This window comes from Serratia sp. EWG9, from assembly GCF_019913725.1.
Taxonomy (GTDB): Bacteria; Pseudomonadota; Gammaproteobacteria; order Enterobacterales; family Enterobacteriaceae; genus Serratia; species Serratia ureilytica.
In genome coordinates, this window is record NZ_JADNRO010000009.1 from 61,503 (window position 1) to 79,266 (window position 17,764).

Consider the following 17,764-nt stretch of genomic DNA (forward strand, 5'->3'; position numbering starts at 1 on the left):
CAGAGGTCAGGCGGTTTCCCTGGCCGTTTGATGGCCGTTGGTCGACTCTTTTTTCTCCATCGGCAACGGAATATAAGCGCGGATCAATAGCCCGCCGCGCTCGCTGGTGCCGATATCCAGTTCGCCATCATGCGCGTCGATAATACGCTGCACGATCGCCAGCCCCAGGCCGGTGCCGCTGGTGCTGCGCGCGCTGTCACCGCGTACGAACGGCTGCAGCAGGTGCTTCAACTCGTCCGGCTTGATGCCCGGGCCGTCATCTTCCACCTGGAACCAGCCGCGCTGCAGCTCACGGCCGCTGCTGACCTTGATCCAGCCGTTGCCGTAACGCGCCGCGTTCACCACCATATTCACCGCCGCCCGTTTAATCGACAGCGGATGCACGTTCATCATCAGCTCGCCCGGCGACAGCGCGGTTTCAATCACCCGCTCATAGCCGCTCTCGGCCGCGACCACTTCGCCTAAAATGGCGTTCAGATCGCTGCTTTCGGTCGGCATTTCCTGCCCGGTGCGCAGATAATCGATGAACTGCTCGATGATGGCGTTGCACTCTTCGATGTCTTTATTGATCGACTCGGCCAGATAGCCGTCTTCGGCGCTCATCATCTCCGTCGCCAAGCGGATGCGCGTCAACGGCGTGCGCAGGTCGTGGCTGACTCCGGCCATCAGCAAAGTGCGGTCATCCGCCAGCTGTTTGACGCCCGACGCCATCTGATTGAATGCGCGAGTCACCGACCGCACTTCGGAAGCGCCATACTCGCGCAGCGGCGGCGGAATAATGCCCTTGCCCACCTGCAGCGCCGCATGTTCCAGCTCCACCAGCGGGCGGTTTTGAATACGAATAAACAGCCAGGCGCCGCCGATCGCGAGCAGCATAATCGCCAGCGTATAGCGGAACAGCGGCGAGAAATCGCCCTGGTGGATTTCCGTCAGCGGCACGCGCACCCAGATATCGGGCTGCAGCCAGGTTTTCAGCCACACCACCGGGGAGTTCTTGTTCACCTCCACCCGCACATCGGTCGGCCCGCCGAGCTGCTGCGCCATCTGCTGGCTGAGGAACTGGTAGTGCTGCGCCCAGCGCAGGCCGCTCTCCTCCGCCGCCGAGTTGGTGTAGAGAGAGATGCCCAGCTCGCGGTAGATCTCACGGCGGAACGCCGGCGGCACCTCCAGCAGCGTGCCGTCCTCCAGCTGCAGCCGATCGGTCATCAGCATACGCACTTCGTAGGCCAATACCTTGTTGAACTGCTGCAGGCTGGGCAGGATGGCGAAGTTCAGCACCACCAGATAGGTCGTCACTAGGCTGACGAACAGCAAGGTGACGATCAACAACAGGGTTCGGGCAAACGAGCTACGCGGTGAAAAGCGCAATCGCCTCATGCCTTACTGCCGTCCGGGACGAAGACGTAGCCGAGACCCCACACGGTCTGGATATAACGCGGATGCGCCGGATCTTCTTCAACCATACGGCGCAGACGAGAGATCTGCACGTCGATGGAGCGTTCCATGGCGCTGTATTCGCGGCCACGCGCCAGGTTCATCAGCTTATCGCGCGACAGCGGTTCACGCGGGTGGCTGACCAGCGCCTTCAGTACCGCGAACTCGCCGCTGGTCAACGGCATCGGCTCGTCTTCGCGGAACATCTCGCGGGTGCCGAGGTTCAGTTTGAATTTGCCGAAAGCGATCACCGCTTCTTCCTGCGAAGGCGCGCCCGGCAGTTCGTTCGCCTGACGGCGCAGCACCGCGCGGATACGAGCCAACAGCTCACGCGGGTTGAACGGTTTAGGAATGTAGTCATCGGCGCCGATTTCCAGGCCCACGATGCGATCGACCTCTTCGCCTTTCGCGGTGACCATAATGATCGGCATCGGGTTGCTCTGGCTGCGCAGGCGGCGGCAGATGGACAGGCCGTCTTCGCCCGGCAACATCAGATCGAGCACCATCAAATGGAAGGATTCACGAGTCAGCAAGCGATCCATTTGCTCAGCGTTGGCAACGCTGCGAACCTGGAAGCCCTGCTCGGTTAAATAACGTTCTAAAAGCGCGCGCAGGCGCATGTCATCATCGACAACCAGGATCTTATGATTCTCTTGCATGGTATTACTCCCAAAGGCTTTATTGCCTGACTCGAATATTGTTAGAAAACCTTGCCATTTGAGACAGCGTTTAATGGTATGTATTCTAGACGAAATTGTTACAAAGCTTATTCTTTTCCCCATTTATCAACAATTTTCAGTGAATGTCGACGGGGGTTCGTCAAAATTTCGCCCTTTATCGGCGCAATGTGGGGCGACGGCCCAATTTTGTGCAATTTCGCCACCGGGAAGCGCCCGGTGGCGTTCAGCTGTCGGGTCAGGAAGTTTGCAGGAAACGCGCCAGCTGCCTGCGCAGCTGCCGGTTCTCTTGCTGTAGCGCATCAACCCGGTCGAGCAGCGTCAGCGCCATGGCGATCCCCGGCCAGTCCAGATCCAGCTCCGCCCGCAGCCTGCGTGCGCGCTGCAGATGGCTCAGCGCCGGATAATCAAACTCCCAGCGCGGCTGCGCCGGCTCCAGCGGCACGATAACGCCCAGGCCGACGATCTCGACCAGCTCGTCCTCTGAAATCTCCACCCTCTGACACAATTCCACCACGGTGAAAGTGATCTCTTTTTTCATCATCTGCTTTACTCCCATTCCGCGCGCGGGTTGAACGCCGCCTGTTCAGCCAGTTCCCGCCACAGGGCGCTGGCCTTCTCGTTCGGCTTCGGCGGCATCACCACCTTGAGAATAACGTACAGGTCACCGGGCTCTTTCTTGCCCGCCAGCCCTTTGCCTTTGACCCGCAGCCGTTTGCCGCTCTGGCTGCCGGCCGGCACGGTCAGCGCGATTTTGCCGGTCAGCGTCGGCACCTCAATGCTGGCGCCGAGCGCCGCTTCCCACGGAGCGAGCGGCGCCACGATGCTCAGGTTGTGGCCGTCTATCTCAAACAGCGGGTGCGGCGCGAGGCGGATAACCAGATACAGGTCGCCGTTCTGGCCGCCGCCCACGCCGGCAACGCCCTGCCCCTTGAGGCGAATGCGCTCGCCGTCGCCCACGCCGGCCGGAATTTTCACGTTCAGCGTCTTGCTGGCTTCGCTTACCTGCCGCCCCAGTTCGTCGTACACCGGCAGCTTGTAGGAAATCTCGCGGCTTTGACCATGCAGCGTTTCCTCGAGGAACAGCGGCACCTCCATCTCCAGATCCTGGCCGCGGAAGCCATGCCCGCCGTGCGAATGCGAAGCGGAACGGTGCCCGCCCGCCGCTCGCCCGCCGAACATGCTCTCGAAGAAGTCGGAGAAGTCTTGCGCGTCGGCGCCGCCGCCGTGCCATGAGGCGCTCTGCTGATAGCCGCCGTGATCGCCGCGCGCCTGGCGGCCAAAGTTCGGATCGTTGCGATGCAGCCGGATCTGATCGTACTCGGCGCGGCGCTCGTCGTCCTTCAGTACCTCATAGGCTTCGGCCAGTTCCTTGAACTTGCTCTCGGCGTCGTCTTCGGTGCTCACGTCAGGGTGATATTTACGCGCCAGCCGGCGGTAAGCCGTTTTGATGGTTTTCAGATCGGCGTTGGGCTCAATGCCCATCGTGGCGTAGTAATCTTTAAATTCCATGCGGTAATACCTTCAATGTGTTGGGTTGTGCGCCAAAATTCCTTGTCTCTCTCGCCAGATATCCTCCTTTCGTCACATTCTTTTTCCGCTATCGCTAAGCATACTCCCGATTGTTAAAAGCTGCGCAAACTGAATAAAAACCGTGCGACAAGGCGCAGGCCCGCGCGCCATTTTTAAAGCCCTCCGCATTCACGTACACTGTGGCGGTGGCCCCATAAAGATAAATCACGATGAGAACTCAACTGATAACCCGTGAAGGGTATGACAAGCTCAAACAAGAGCTGGATTACCTCTGGCGCGAAGAACGCCCCGAGGTGACCAAGAAAGTGACCTGGGCCGCCAGCCTGGGCGACAGAAGCGAAAACGCCGATTACCAATACAACAAGAAGCGGCTGCGCGAGATCGATCGCCGCGTCCGCTATCTGACCAAATGCCTGGAGCAGTTGAAGATCGTCGATTACTCCCCGCAGCAGGAAGGCAAAGTGTTCTTCGGGGCCTGGGTGGAGGTGGAGAATGACGACGGCGAGATCAAACGTTTTCGCATCGTCGGCTACGATGAGATTTTCGGCCGCAAGGATTACATCTCCATCGATGCGCCGATGCGCGCGCCCTGCTGAAAAAAGAGGTCGGGGACGTCGCCACCGTCAATACCCCGCTGGGCGAGGCGCAGTGGTACGTTAACGAGATAAACTACCCGAAGTAAGCTTTCAGCTTTTTCCGAACCGCCGCCAACGCCGCCGCCTGAGCTGTTCTCCACGCCGCGGCCGCGCGGCGGCGGCCCGCTCCGCTGGCATTTTCCGCGATCAATCCGTATAACTGTCCCCTGTTTATTCACCGTTCTCAATACAGATACCAGACCTATGAATGACCCACTGAGCCGCATTATTGCAACAGAACTGCAGGCCCGGCCGGAGCAAGTCGACTCCGCCATCCGTCTGCTGGATGAAGGTAATACCGTGCCCTTTATTGCACGCTATCGTAAGGAAGTCACCGGGGGCCTGGACGACACCCAACTGCGCCAGCTGGAAACCCGCCTGGGTTATCTGCGTGAACTGGAAGATCGTCGTCAGACCATCCTGAAGTCGATCGATGAACAGGGCAAACTGACCGAACAACTGGCGGGGGCGATCAACGCCACGCTGAGCAAGACCGAACTCGAAGACCTCTACCTGCCGTACAAACCCAAGCGCCGCACCCGTGGCCAGATCGCCATCGAAGCCGGTCTGGAACCGCTGGCGGACACGCTGTGGCAGGATCCGCAACAGCAGCCGGAACAGCTGGCTGAACGCTACGTCGACGCCGAGAAGGGCGTGGCGGACGTGAAAGCCGCCCTCGACGGCGCGCGCTATATCCTGATGGAGCGCTTCGCCGAAGACGCCGCGCTGCTGGCCAAGGTGCGCGACTACCTGTGGAAAAACGCCCATCTGGTCTCCAAAGTGGTCGAGGGCAAGGAAGACGAAGGCGCCAAGTTCCGCGACTACTTCGATCACCACGAACCGATTTCCCAGGTGCCTTCGCACCGCGCGCTGGCGATGTTCCGCGGCCGCAACGAAGGCGTGCTGCAGCTGGCGCTGAACGCCGATCCGCAGTTTGAGGAAGCGCCGCGCGAAAGCCAGGCGGAGCTGATCATCATCAATCACCTCAATCTGCGCCTGAACAACGCTCCGGCCGACGCCTGGCGCAAGGCGGTGGTCAACTGGACCTGGCGCATCAAGGTGTTGCTGCACCTGGAAACCGAACTGATGGGCACGGTGCGCGAACGCGCGGAGGATGAAGCGATCAACGTCTTCGCCCGCAACATGCATGATCTGTTGATGGCCGCGCCGGCCGGCATGCGCGCCACCATGGGCCTCGATCCGGGCCTGCGCACCGGGGTGAAAGTCGCCGTGGTCGACGCGACCGGCAAACTGGTGGCCACCGACACCGTCTATCCGCACACCGGGCAAGCGGCCAAAGCCGCCGCCATCGTCGCGGCGCTGTGCATCAAACACAACGTGGAGCTGGTGGCGATCGGCAACGGCACCGCTTCGCGTGAAACCGAGCGTTTCTATCTCGACCTGCAAAAGCAGTTCAGCGACGTCCGGGCGCAAAAAGTGATCGTCAGCGAAGCGGGCGCGTCGGTGTACTCCGCGTCCGAACTGGCGGCGCAGGAGTTCCCGGATCTCGACGTGTCGCTGCGCGGCGCGGTGTCCATCGCCCGTCGTCTGCAGGATCCGCTGGCGGAGCTGGTGAAGATCGACCCGAAATCCATCGGCGTCGGCCAGTATCAGCACGACGTCAGCCAGAGCCTGCTGGCGAAAAAGCTGGACTCGGTGGTGGAAGACTGCGTGAACGCCGTCGGCGTCGATCTGAACACCGCTTCGGTGCCGTTGCTGACCCGCGTGGCCGGCCTGACGCGCATGATGGCGCAGAATATCGTCAACTGGCGCGACGAGAACGGCCGCTTCAGCAACCGTGAACAGTTGCTGAAAGTCAGCCGTCTGGGGCCGAAAGCGTTCGAACAGTGCGCCGGCTTCCTGCGCATCAACCACGGCGACAACCCGCTGGATGCCTCTACCGTCCACCCGGAAGCCTACCCGGTGGTGCAGCGCATTCTGGCCGCCACCGAGCAGGCGCTGCAGGATCTGATGGGCAACGCCTCGGCGGTGCGCAGCCTGAAAGCGGTCGATTTCACCGACGACAAGTTCGGCGTGCCGACGGTCACCGACATCCTGAAAGAGCTGGAGAAGCCGGGCCGCGACCCGCGTCCTGAGTTCAAAACCGCCACCTTTGCCGAAGGCGTAGAAACCCTCAACGATCTGCAGCCGGGCATGATCCTGGAAGGGTCGGTGACCAACGTCACCAATTTCGGCGCCTTCGTGGATATCGGCGTGCATCAGGATGGCCTGGTGCACATCTCCTCGCTGGCGGACAAGTTCGTCGAAGATCCGCACACCGTGGTGAAGGCCGGCGACATCGTCAAAGTGAAGGTGATGGAAGTCGATCTGCAACGCAAACGCATCGCGCTGAGCATGCGTCTGGATGAGCAACCGGGCGAAGGCTCGCCGCGCCGCGGCGGCAACGCGCCGGCACAGCGCGACAACGCCAACCGTTCGGCGCCCGCCAACAAGGCTAAACCGCGCAATGCGGCGCCGGCCGGCAACAGCGCCATGGGCGACGCGCTGGCGGCGGCTTTCGGCAAGAAACGCTAAGTCAGACCAACAGGGCGGAGCCTGCTCCGCCCTTTCCAATGAAGAAAACTTGCGGCATTTTTGACCCGCCTCAATAAACCATCATCTTTTTATTTCCCGTTCTTGTGTGACCGTCCTCCCATTATTCAGCCAGCAAAAATCCCTTCTGCAGCCGTTTATTAACAACTCCGTTAACACGTATTTTTCATTTTGCGAATTGTGAGCGAAACACAAATGGTTACCGCTCGCATTACGGCGGAATAATGTTATTGAATTGCCTTTCACCAGAAATAAAAAAGGAAAAAACGCCATCGCCATTTGCAAACGAGATAACCTGGCTACAAATACGTAACTGATTTAACTCGCCATTCTCATTTGTTCCCAAGTGCAAGCAGTGATAAAACATCGTTAATCAAGACAACTCCATTAAAAACTGCCGTCACCATAATAATTGGTTACAATACCCTTACTTTTTGTATTGAACGCGATAATGATAATTACTATTATTTTCGCTCACTTTATTGCATGACCTTATGGATGAATACCGCCGACGGCGTGGCATTTTCGCCGGCAACGTCCAATTATCATCAGCCCGATGCTCATCGGCACCCGGAAGGTTAATGACATGCAGCTTCAACCTAAACACACATATAAGATTGTCGGCTTTTCCAGCGAGATTGCGCCGGCCTACCGCCAAAAATTGTTATCGCTCGGCATGCTGCCCGGCTCTTCGTTCGACGTGGTGCGCGTCGCGCCGCTGGGCGATCCGATAGAAATTAAAACCCGCCGCGTCAGCCTGGTGCTGCGCAGGAAGGATTTGGCTCTGCTGCAGCTCGACGGCCAGCCCTGAGCCGGCGCGCCCTCCGTTTGCCGGTGCGCCTTTGCGCCGGCGCTGTTCTCCTTGAAGACGACACGCAGAACTATGAAAAAACTCACCATCGGCTTAATCGGCAACCCGAACTCCGGCAAAACCACGCTGTTCAACCAACTGACCGGCGCGCGCCAGCGGGTCGGCAACTGGGCGGGCGTGACGGTCGAACGTAAGGAAGGCCATTTCACCACCCCGCAGTCCGACGTGCGGCTGGTCGATTTGCCCGGCACCTACTCCCTGACCACCATTTCGGAGCAGACGTCGCTCGATGAGCAGATCGCCTGCCACTACATTTTGAGCGGCGACGCCGATCTGCTGATCAACGTGGTGGATGCCTCCAACCTGGAACGCAACCTCTACCTGACGCTGCAGCTGCTGGAGCTGGGCATTCCCTGCATCGTGGCGCTCAACATGCTCGACATCGCCAAAAGCCAGCATATCGATATCGACGTCGCCGCGCTGTCGGCGCGCCTCGGTTGCCCGGTAGTGCCGATGGTCTCCACCCGCGCCGACGGCATCGGCGTGCTGAAACAAATGATCGACAATCATCGCATCAACGAACAGCAGGCGCTGGTGAACTACCCGCCGCTGCTGCTGAAAGAGGTCGCCACGCTGAGCGACGCCATGCCGCAAACGCTGCCGGCGGCGCAGCGCCGCTGGCTGGCGCTGCAGATGCTGGAGGGCGACATCTACAGCCATCGCCTGGCCGGCCCCGCCGTGGCGCGGCTGCCAGCGGCCATTCAGGCGCTGCAACAGCAGCAGCAGGAGGACCCGGCGCTGGTGATCGCCGACGCGCGCTACCAGTCCATCGCCGCCCTGTGCGACGCGGTCAGCAACTCGCAGCAGGCGATGCCCAACCGCCTGACCGACATACTGGATAAAGTGATCCTCAACCGCTGGCTGGGCGTACCGATCTTCCTGCTGGTGATGTACCTGATGTTCCTGCTGGCGATCAATATCGGCGGCGCGCTGCAGCCGATCTTCGATATCGGCTCGGCGGCGATCTTCATTCAGGGCATTCAGTGGCTGGGTTACACCCTGCACTTCCCCGACTGGCTGACCGTCTTCCTGGCGCAGGGCGTCGGCGGCGGCATCAACACCGTGCTGCCGCTGGTGCCGCAGATCGGCATGATGTACCTGTTCCTGTCGTTCCTGGAAGACTCCGGCTACATGGCGCGCGCGGCGTTCGTGATGGACCGCCTGATGCAGGCGCTCGGGCTGCCGGGCAAATCCTTCGTGCCGCTGATCGTCGGCTTCGGCTGCAACGTGCCGTCCATCATGGGCGCCCGTACGCTGGACGCCCAACGCGAACGCCTGATCACCATCATGATGGCGCCGTTCATGTCCTGCGGCGCCCGTCTGGCAATCTTCGCGGTATTCGCCGCCGCGTTCTTCGGCCAGGACGGCGCCGGCGTGGTGTTCTCGCTGTATATGCTCGGCATCGCGGTGGCGATCCTAACCGGCCTGGTGCTGAAATACACCCTCATGCGCGGCGAAGCCTCGCCGTTCGTGATGGAGCTGCCGGTCTACCACGTGCCACACCTGAAAAGCCTGTTGCTGCAAACCTGGCAGCGGCTGAAAGGCTTCGTGTTGCGCGCCGGCAAGGTGATCGTGGTGGCCAGCATGTTCATCGGCGGCCTGAACAGCTTCTCGTTCAGCGGCAAGACGGTCGACAACATCAACGACTCCGCGCTGGCCTCGGTCTCCAAGGTGCTGACGCCGCTGCTGCAGCCGATGGGCGTCCACAGCGATAACTGGCAGGCCACCGTCGGGCTGGTGACCGGCGCGATGGCGAAAGAAGTGGTGGTCGGCACGCTGAACACGCTGTATACCGCCGAGCACATCAACAAAGAGGCGTTCGACGCCGCCAACTTCAACTTGCTCGACGAGCTGGGCGGCGCGCTGCAGGAAACCTGGGACGGGCTGAAAAACACCTTCAGCCTGAGCGTGCTCTCCAACCCGATCGAAGCCAGCAAGGGCGACGGCGAGATGGGCGTCGGCTCGATGGGCGTGATGAGCAGCAAATTCGGCTCCGGCATTTCCGCCTACAGCTACCTGATCTTCGTGTTGCTGTACGTGCCTTGCGTCTCGGTGATGGGCGCCATCGCCCGTGAATCGAGCCGCGGCTGGATGACCTTCTCAATCCTGTGGGGGCTGAACGTCGCCTACTCGCTGGCGACGCTGTTCTATCAGGCGGCCACCTTCAACCAACATCCGCAGTACAGCCTGACGGCGATCCTGGCGGTGGTGCTGGTAAACCTGCTGGTGCTGTTCGGCCTGCGCCGGGCGCGCAGCCGCGTCACGGTTCGCCTGGGCAACGCCACGCCGGCGGCCTGCTGTCAGGGCGCCAAAGGGAGCTGCCACTGATGGCCGGGCTGCTGCAGGTGCGCGATGCGTTGGCGCTGCGCGGCAGCGCTCAGGCGCAGCAGCTCAGCCAATCGCTGGCGACGCCGCTGCCGCTGGTGCAGGCGATGCTGGACCGTTTGACGGCGATGGGGAAAGTGGAACGCATCGAACAGGATGACGGCGCCTGTCTGAGCGGCGGCTGCAAAAGCTGCCCGCAGGGCCAGGGGTGCAGCACGGTGTTCTACCGGCTGAAGGCCTGACGTTCAGGGGCGCCGCTGCGGGCGCCCCTTTGCCGTTCAAGGCTTATTGCTTGTCTTTGTAAACTTCGGCGATGGCGCTGAATTTACCGTGTTCGCGGCCCGCCAGGATCACGTAGTATTGACCGCCCTTTTCGTCCGCCAGTTTGGACAGCTCTTCCTTGGCATCCATCGGCGACGTGGTTTCCGCCGTGGTGGTCACGGTGCCGATCTTCTCGTATTTACCCGGATTCTTATCCAGATCTTCCTTGGTCAGCAGGGTTGCCGCCATGGAGCCGAAAGACACCGAACCCAGCACTGCCGCTGCAATAATCATCTTCAATGATTTCATGACACTAACCTCTCAATGGATAATTTATCTGTTATGAAAGCCGTCCAGGATCCATGCGTAGTACTGCAGGCTGCCGCGACATCCTCAGGCCTCGTTGCTTTCCCTAACGGGGCCTGTTTCCCAGAGACGAAACGCCAAAATGAAAATCGCCGCACGCGGTCTTTTCATTTTGCAGCCAACGCATTGACTCACTAAGTATTGAACAGCTTTGTCTTTTATCCACCCGGCAGCGTTTTTTTTCGCGCTCTATCGTGCGTTTTCACGCTGCATTCAATGTGCTGCAATAAACGCTTCGATCATCGTCACAAATTCATCGGGATGAGAGATAAACGGCGCATGGGCGGCTTTAGCCACGATCTGCGACGTGGAGTTCGGCCAGGCGGCGTCGAGCAGCTCGGCGACCTTGCGCGGCACCAGCCCGTCCAGATAGCCGTAGATCCGCAGCAGCGGCAGATTCAACTCCGCCAGCGGCGCGCGCAGATCGGCGGTGCGCAGGATCTCCAACCCGCCGTTCAACACTTCGACGCTCGGCGTCGGTTGGTTGAGCACCACCGCTTTCAGCTGGCGCGCATCCTGACGCGCGCTCTCGGTGCCCAGCGTCTGCAGCGCCAGAAAACGCTCGACGGTGCGCTGGAAATCCAGGCTTAGCTGGTGCTGGAAACCGCTCAGCACGTCCGGACGGATCCCCGGCCACTCATCGCGGGCGGCAAAGCACGGCGAGGAGGCCACGGTGATAAGCCCGTTGACCCGCTGCGGCTGCATCAGCGCCGCCTGGCTGGCCACCAGCCCGCCGAGCGACCAGCCGAGCCACCAGGCCTGCGGCGGGGCGGCCGCCAGCACGATTTCTGTCATCTGCGCCAGCGACAGGGCGCCGAACCCCTGGCTGCGGCCGTACCCCGGCAGATCGACCAGGTGCAGACGAAAATGCGGCGTCAGCCGCGCCTGAATGCAACTCCACACTTCGGCGTTCAATCCCCAGCCGTGCAGCAGCACAAGATCGCGTTCACCTTCACCTATTGTTTGCCAGTACAGCGCTGTCATTGGTTATTGTCCTTTCATGCTTACCCGTCTCGGAGACACTATGCTATCAATCCGCAGCCGCTGTTGGCTATGCCGACAGCCATTGAGCCTGATGCGTCATGGCCTCTGCAGCTGCTGCCTGCGTCACCTGCCGGCCAGACCGCCGTGTTGCCCGCGCTGCGGGCTGCCCGCCGGGGAGAAGCGCACGCCCTGCGGCCGCTGCCTGCAACGGCCACCGCCCTGGCAACGGCTGGTGTTCGTCGGCGACTACGTGACGCCGCTCAGCGGCTTGGTAAAAAGGTTCAAGTTCCACCGCGCGCCCGAGCTGGCGCCGGCGCTGGCGCGCCTGATGCTGTTGCGCTGGCAGCAGGCGCGCAGAGAGCAGTATCTGAACAGACCTGACCTGATTTTGGCGGTACCCTTGCATGCAACACGCTGCTGGCGCCGTGGCTATAACCAGAGCGATCTGCTGGCCCGGCCGCTGGCGCACTGGCTGGGCTGCGCCTACCGGCCCGCCGCCTTGCGCCGGGTGCGCAAAACCGCTCTGCAACAGCGGCTGAGCGCCTCTGCCCGCAGACGCAATCTGCAGCGCGCGTTCGCCTGTACCGTGCCGGTCGCCGGCCGGCATATCGCCCTGGTGGATGACGTGGTGACCACCGGCAGCACCGTCTCGGAGATCGCGGCGCTGCTGCGGCGGCAAGGCGCCGCCTCGGTGCAGATATGGTGCGTTTGCCGCACGTTGTAGTGCCACGGCAATGGGCGTATTATAACCGACTATAGAAGTCAACTATTGAGCTAATGCTATGATCCGTATAACAGATGCTGCACAGGAACACTTTGCCAAACTGCTGGCAAATCAAGAAGAAGGCACCCAAATCCGCGTATTCGTGATCAACCCGGGCACGCCGACGGCCGAATGCGGTGTCTCTTATTGCCCGCCGGACGCGGTAGAAGCGACGGATACCGAACTGAAGTTCGACAAACTGTCCGCCTATGTCGATGAACTGAGCGCGCCGTATCTGGAAGACGCCGAAATCGACTTCGTGACCGACCAGTTGGGTTCTCAGCTGACGCTGAAGGCGCCGAACGCCAAGATGCGCAAGGTCGATGACGACGCGCCGCTGATGGAACGCGTGGAATACGTGCTGCAGTCGCAGATCAACCCACAGCTGGCGGGCCACGGCGGACGCGTAACGCTGATGGAGATCACCGACGACAACATGGCTATTCTGCAGTTCGGCGGCGGTTGCAACGGCTGTTCGATGGTCGACGTCACGCTGAAAGAAGGCATCGAGAAAGAGCTGCTGCAGAAGTTCCCGGAGCTGAAGGGCGTGCGTGATTTGACCGAGCACCAGCGCGGCGAGCACTCCTACTACTGATACCCTTCTTACTTGAAGTTGCAGCGTTGTTGGCCGCATGCGCGCACCCCAGTCACTTACTTAAGTAAGCTCCTGGGGTTTTACGCACTTGCCGCCTAGCTGCAACGCCAATTAATTCGGGTATCCGTCATTTGGATGGGACTAAAGTTCTCATCCTTTGACCTAATACAACGACACCTCATCGTCACCCCACCGACACCTTGCGTCGGCGCTTGTCCAAATCCTTCAGCAGCCGGTTTATCCGCGGGTCGGCGAACATCTCCTCCAACGTCCGGGTCAGCTTGCGCCGCCAGTTAGGGTACTGATCGCTGGTGCCGGGGATGTTGACCGGATCGGCCATGTCCAGCCAGTCTTCCGGCTGCAGGCCAAGCAAGGCGCTGGCGCTGTCAGCGACATAACGCTGCAGGCCGCGGTTGAGCAGCGGGCTCATGCCGAGCAGCGCCGCCTTCTTGCCCACCTTCTGCGGCACGCAGCCATAACGATGCAATCCATCCAGCAACCCCTGCTTGGCGCGTTCCCGATCGGCGAACAGCGCCCGCAGGATTTCCGCGTCCGGGTAGAGACCCAGCCGGTTGCCGAGCGTCAGATCGTCGCTTTGCCAGTAGCCGCGCAACGTCGGCAGATCGTGAGTGGTGATGGTCGCCATCGCCTGTACCGGATAGGCCTGCGGCGCGCGGAAATGGTGTTCGCCGTCGCTTTCGAAATAGAGCACTTTGTAGGAATAGACGCCGCTGTCGCGCAGCTTGCCGACGATTTCCACCGGCACCGTACCGAGATCCTCGCCGATCACCATACAGCGATGGCGTTGGCTTTCCAGCGCCAGCACCGCCAGCAGATCGTCCACCGGGTATTTGACATAGGCGCCGCGATCGGCGGTTTCACCATACGGGATCCACCACAGCCGCAGCAGCGCCATGACGTGATCGATACGCAGCGCGCCACAGCTGGTCATGTTGGCGCGCAAAAGATCGATGAACGGCTGATACCCGCGCGCCGCCATCACGTGCGGATCCATCGGCGGCAGGCCCCAGTTTTGCCCCAGCGGGCCCAGAATATCCGGCGGCGCCCCGACCGACGCTTTCAGGCAGTACAGCTCGCGGTCGCACCAGGTTTCCGCCCCGCCTTCCGCCACCCCGACCGCCAGATCGCGATACAGGCCGATCGGCATCTGCTGCTGCCTGCTCTGGTCAAAACACTGCGCGAACTGGGTGGCAGCCAGCCACTGCAGCCACAGGTAAAAACGAACCGTTTCCTGGTGTTCAGCGCAGAACTGCCGCACCGCTTCGCTATCTCCCTGCCGATAACGTTCGGGCCAGGCCGGCCAGCCCCACTGGCTGATGTCATCCGCCGCCAAATGGGCATGCAGCGCGTCGAAGGCCGCCTGCCGGTACAGACTGTCGCCGCCGTCCGTCACGAATTGCTCGAACGCCTGACGCTGCGCGTCGTTTGGCTTGCGCGCCTGAAATACCGGAAACGCCAGCCTCAGCGCCGCCAGTTTCAGCTGCATCACGGCGGTGTAATCCACCCACTCCGCAGCGCGCGCTTTGGCGAGCTGTTTCTGCGTCGCCGGCTTCTGCCACCAGCGCTGCGCCGCGTCGCTGCGCTGGAAATCCTCCACCGCGTTGACGTCGATATACGCCAGGTTCAGCCAGCGGCGCGACGAGGGGCTGTAAGGGCTGGCGCTCTCCGGGTTGGCGGGGTACAGCGCATGGATCGGGTTGAGGCCGACGAAAGCGCCGCCGCGTTCCCCCACCTCTTCCACCATCAGGCGCAGATCGCCGAAATCGCCGATGCCCCAGTTGCGATCGGAGCGCAGCGTGTACAGCTGAACGCAGGCGCCCCACAGCTTTTTGCCGGTCAACAAGGCGTCCGGCTCGAAGCAGCGCCTCGGCGCGACGATCACTCGGCATGACCACTGCCGTGCGCCCTGGCTCAGCGTCAATTGGTGGTAACCCGCCGGCAGCTCGCCGGGCAGCGTCAGGGTCTTGCGCGCGCCGACGCGCCCCTGCAGGCATTCGCCGTCTTCACGCTGCAGCGCCCACAGGTATTCGCCTTCGCCCGTCGGCGTCAGCGCCAACGGCGCGCCCTGATAGAACACCTTGACCGCCGGTAACGGCGGCGGCGCGGTATCCTGCACCGCATCATCGGCCCACTTCATGGCCGCCAGCAGCTTGCGCTTGGTCTGCGGCTCAATCGCCTGCCGTTTGCCGTGAGCATTGATGAAATCGGCAGCGATCCCCGCCTGCGCTGCCGCCTGATCGATACGCTTGCGATCCATTCGCTCTCCTTAACGTTTGGCTTGCCAGATGCGCTGCTGGTAATCGCGGATCGAGCGATCCGAGCTGAACATGCCGACGCGCGCGGTGTTAAGGATAGTCCGCCGCGTCCACTCATCCCGATCGCGATACAGCTCATCGACCCGGCGCTGCGCCTGGCAGTACGAGGCAAAGTCCGCCAGCACCAGATAGGGATCGCCGCCTTCCAGCAGGCTGTGCAGCATCATGTCGAACGCGTGCTTGTCGCCATGGCTGAACGCGCCGCTCGCCAGTTCATCCAAAATCGCCTTCAGGTGCTTGTCCTTCTTGCGGTAGCTGAGCGGATCGTAGCCCTTCGCCACTATCGCCTTCACCTGCTCCACGGTATTGCCGAAGATAAAGATATTGTCTTCGCCCACCTGCTCGGCGATTTCGACGTTGGCGCCGTCCAGCGTGCCGACCGTCAGCGCGCCGTTCAGCGCCAGTTTCATGTTGCCGGTGCCGGAGGCCTCTTTACCGGCGGTGGAGATCTGCTCGGAGATATCCGCCGCCGGGATCATCAGTTCGGCCACCGACACGCGGTAGTCCGGAATAAACGCCACTTTCAGGCGATCTTTCACCAGCGGATCGTGATTGATCTTCTCGGCCGCCTGATTGATGGCGTAGATGATGTTCTTCGCCAGGTAGTAGCCCGGCGCCGCCTTGGCGCCGAACAGGAACACGCGCGGCACGATGTCCAGGTTCGGGTTGTCACGCAGCTGGCGATACAGCGACAGGATGTGCAGCAGATTCAGGTGCTGGCGTTTGTACTCGTGCAGGCGTTTGATCTGCACGTCGAAGATCGCGTCCGGATCGAGCGTCAGCCCCATCACGCCGTGCACGTAATGAGCCAGCGCCACCTTGTTGTCGCGTTTGATCTGCTGATAACGCTGGCGGAACGCCGCGTCGTCGGCGAATTTCTCCAGCCCGCGCAGCGCGTCGAGATCGCTCGCCCACTCCACCTTCAGCGTCTCGTCGATCAGGCCCGACAGCGCCGGGTTGCACTGTTTCAGCCAGCGGCGCGGCGTGATGCCGTTGGTGACGTTATGGAATTTGTTCGGCCACAGCTGGTGATATTCCGGGAACAGATCCTTCACCACCAGATCCGAATGCAGCTGCGCCACGCCGTTAACCGCAAAGCCGCTGACCACGCACAGGTTGGCCATGCGCACCTGCTTGTTGTGGTGCACCGCCAGTTTGGCCCACACTGCCTCGTCGCCCGGCCAGTGCTTATCCACCAGCTTTTTGAACCTGGCGTTGATCTGTTTGATGATGGAGAAATGGCGCGGCAGCAGGCTGCGCACCAGTTTTTCATCCCAGCACTCCAGCGCTTCCGGCATCAGGGTGTGGTTGGTATAGGCGAAGGTATTGCTGGTGATCGCCCAGGCCGCCTCCCACTCCAGCTGGTGCTCGTCCAGCAGAATGCGCAGCATTTCCGGAATGGCGATGGTCGGGTGGGTGTCGTTCAGCTGGATCACTTCGTACTTCGGCAGCTCTTCAATCTTGCGGCCGGCCTGATGGTGCTTGCGCAAAATATCCGCCACCGAGCAGGCGCACTGGAAATACTGCTGCATCAGGCGCAGGCGCTTGCCGGCCTGATGGTTGTCGTTCGGGTACAGCACCTTGGTCAGCTTGTCGGCTTCTACACCCTGCTTCTCCGCCTGCAGAAATTTGCCGTCGTTGAAATCGCTCAGGTTGAACGGATGCTGATGGGTCGCCTGCCACAGGCGCAGCGGCTGCGCCACGCCGTTGCGATAGCCCAGCACCGGCAGATCCCAGGCTTCGCCGCGCAGGGTGAAGGCCGGGCGCCACAGTTCGCGGCCGTCGGCCTGCTTTTCCAGCTTGCCGCCGATGCCCACGTCCACCGCCAGCGCGGCGTTGTGGCGGAACCACGGATAGCTCTCGCGTTGCCAGTTATCCGGCGCCTCTTGCTGTTGCCCACCCTGGAACGACTGGCGGAACAGCCCGTACTGGTAGTTCAGCCCATAGCCGGTGGCCGGTTGTTCCACCGTCGCCATCGAGTCGAGGAAACAGGCCGCCAAACGCCCCAGCCCGCCGTTGCCCAACGCCGGATCGGTTTCCTGCTCGAGCAGATCCGCCAGCTTGACGTTCTGCTCGGCCAGCGCCTGCTCGACGGTGTCGTACCAGCCCAGGTTGATCAGGTTGTTCGCCGTCAACCGGCCAATCAAAAACTCCATCGAGATGTAGTTCACGTGACGCAGCGGTTTGGCGCTTTTGCGCGGCGCCGGCTGTGCGGCCAGTTGCTCGGCCAGCGCCGCACTGACGGCTTCCCACCATTGATGTTGCGTCATTTGCTGCGCGGAACTGAGGCCGAACCGTTGCCACTGACGGGCGAGCGCCGCCAGAAAAGCATCCTTCTTGAGCGTAGGCTGTGACATAAGGAAAACTCTCTATCCAGTAAGTGGGTCAAATTGCCGCTATCGTGCCGGTGAGAAAGCCTGACGGCATCATC

General features: G+C 61.4%; 14 protein-coding genes and 1 pseudogene. 7 read left to right on the forward strand and 8 right to left on the reverse strand.

Translation table 11 applies throughout. The features are described 5' to 3' along the window. Positions 1–6: 6 nt before the first annotated feature. From envZ to cbpA, 4 genes are all read right to left on the reverse strand, one after another. A complete protein-coding gene (gene envZ, locus ITX55_RS18715) occupies positions 7–1,377 on the reverse strand; it encodes a two-component system sensor histidine kinase EnvZ (RefSeq protein WP_033645286.1) in 1,371 nt (456 codons plus the stop codon). Further along, positions 1,374–2,093 (reverse strand): two-component system response regulator OmpR, encoded by a 720-nt coding sequence (gene ompR / locus ITX55_RS18720; RefSeq protein WP_004709363.1) that lies wholly within the window; start codon positions 2,091–2,093, stop codon positions 1,374–1,376. The genes envZ and ompR overlap by 4 nt, the downstream gene beginning before the upstream one ends. A gap of 256 nt (positions 2,094–2,349) precedes the next feature. Continuing rightward, the gene (locus ITX55_RS18725; RefSeq protein WP_004930739.1) at positions 2,350–2,655 is read right to left on the reverse strand and encodes a chaperone modulator CbpM; all 306 of its coding nucleotides are present in this window, start codon (positions 2,653–2,655) and stop codon (positions 2,350–2,352) included. 5 nt (positions 2,656–2,660) lie between these two features. Beyond that, the gene (cbpA, locus tag ITX55_RS18730) at positions 2,661–3,623 is read right to left on the reverse strand and encodes a curved DNA-binding protein (protein ID WP_108682146.1); all 963 of its coding nucleotides are present in this window, start codon (positions 3,621–3,623) and stop codon (positions 2,661–2,663) included. Positions 3,624–3,853: 230 nt separating this feature from the next. Between cbpA and greB the strand changes: the two are divergent. The 5 genes and pseudogenes from greB (at position 3,854) to ITX55_RS18755 (ending at position 10,270) form a co-directional block, all read left to right on the forward strand. Further along, positions 3,854–4,326 (forward strand): annotated as a pseudogene (greB, locus tag ITX55_RS18735) (transcription elongation factor GreB). 157 nt (positions 4,327–4,483) lie between these two features. Further along, complete coding sequence (locus ITX55_RS18740; RefSeq protein WP_108682148.1) at positions 4,484–6,814, forward strand: Tex family protein; 2,331 nt, start codon at positions 4,484–4,486, stop codon at positions 6,812–6,814. A 604-nt stretch (positions 6,815–7,418) separates the two neighbouring features. Then, positions 7,419–7,643, forward strand: a complete 225-nt coding sequence (feoA, locus tag ITX55_RS18745; RefSeq protein WP_042785505.1) for a ferrous iron transporter A — start codon at positions 7,419–7,421, stop codon at positions 7,641–7,643. 72 nt (positions 7,644–7,715) lie between these two features. Next, positions 7,716–10,031, forward strand: coding sequence for a Fe(2+) transporter permease subunit FeoB (feoB, locus tag ITX55_RS18750; RefSeq protein WP_042785506.1), 2,316 nt, complete (start codon positions 7,716–7,718; stop codon positions 10,029–10,031). Continuing rightward, positions 10,031–10,270, forward strand: coding sequence for a FeoC-like transcriptional regulator (locus tag ITX55_RS18755; protein WP_004930758.1), 240 nt, complete (start codon positions 10,031–10,033; stop codon positions 10,268–10,270). The genes feoB and ITX55_RS18755 overlap by 1 nt, the downstream gene beginning before the upstream one ends. Positions 10,271–10,313: 43 nt before the next feature. On the opposite strand, the gene ITX55_RS18760 is transcribed toward ITX55_RS18755, so the two are convergent. Both ITX55_RS18760 and bioH read right to left on the reverse strand, forming a co-directional pair. Beyond that, entirely contained in the window at positions 10,314–10,598 is a 285-nt protein-coding gene (locus ITX55_RS18760; protein ID WP_004930765.1) for a YdgH/BhsA/McbA-like domain containing protein, read from the reverse strand. 270 nt (positions 10,599–10,868) lie between these two features. Continuing rightward, positions 10,869–11,639, reverse strand: a complete 771-nt coding sequence (gene bioH / locus ITX55_RS18765; RefSeq protein WP_072626815.1) for a pimeloyl-ACP methyl ester esterase BioH — start codon at positions 11,637–11,639, stop codon at positions 10,869–10,871. 40 nt (positions 11,640–11,679) lie between these two features. On the opposite strand from bioH, the gene gntX reads away from it, so the two are divergent. Together gntX and nfuA are read left to right on the forward strand one after the other, a co-directional pair. Beyond that, complete coding sequence (gntX, locus tag ITX55_RS18770) at positions 11,680–12,363, forward strand: DNA utilization protein GntX (protein WP_108682150.1); 684 nt, start codon at positions 11,680–11,682, stop codon at positions 12,361–12,363. Between the two features lie 58 nt (positions 12,364–12,421). Then, positions 12,422–12,997: a Fe-S biogenesis protein NfuA gene (gene nfuA, locus ITX55_RS18775; RefSeq protein ID WP_004930777.1), complete on the forward strand. Its 576-nt coding sequence runs from the start codon at positions 12,422–12,424 to the stop codon at positions 12,995–12,997. A 184-nt stretch (positions 12,998–13,181) separates the two neighbouring features. Here nfuA and malQ read toward each other — a convergent pair whose 3' ends face one another. Both malQ and malP read right to left on the reverse strand, forming a co-directional pair. Continuing rightward, the gene (gene malQ, locus ITX55_RS18780; protein ID WP_108682152.1) at positions 13,182–15,275 is read right to left on the reverse strand and encodes a 4-alpha-glucanotransferase; all 2,094 of its coding nucleotides are present in this window, start codon (positions 15,273–15,275) and stop codon (positions 13,182–13,184) included. Positions 15,276–15,284: 9 nt separating this feature from the next. After that, positions 15,285–17,690, reverse strand: a complete 2,406-nt coding sequence (malP, locus tag ITX55_RS18785; RefSeq protein ID WP_033645296.1) for a maltodextrin phosphorylase — start codon at positions 17,688–17,690, stop codon at positions 15,285–15,287. Between the last annotated feature and the right edge of the window lie 74 nt (positions 17,691–17,764).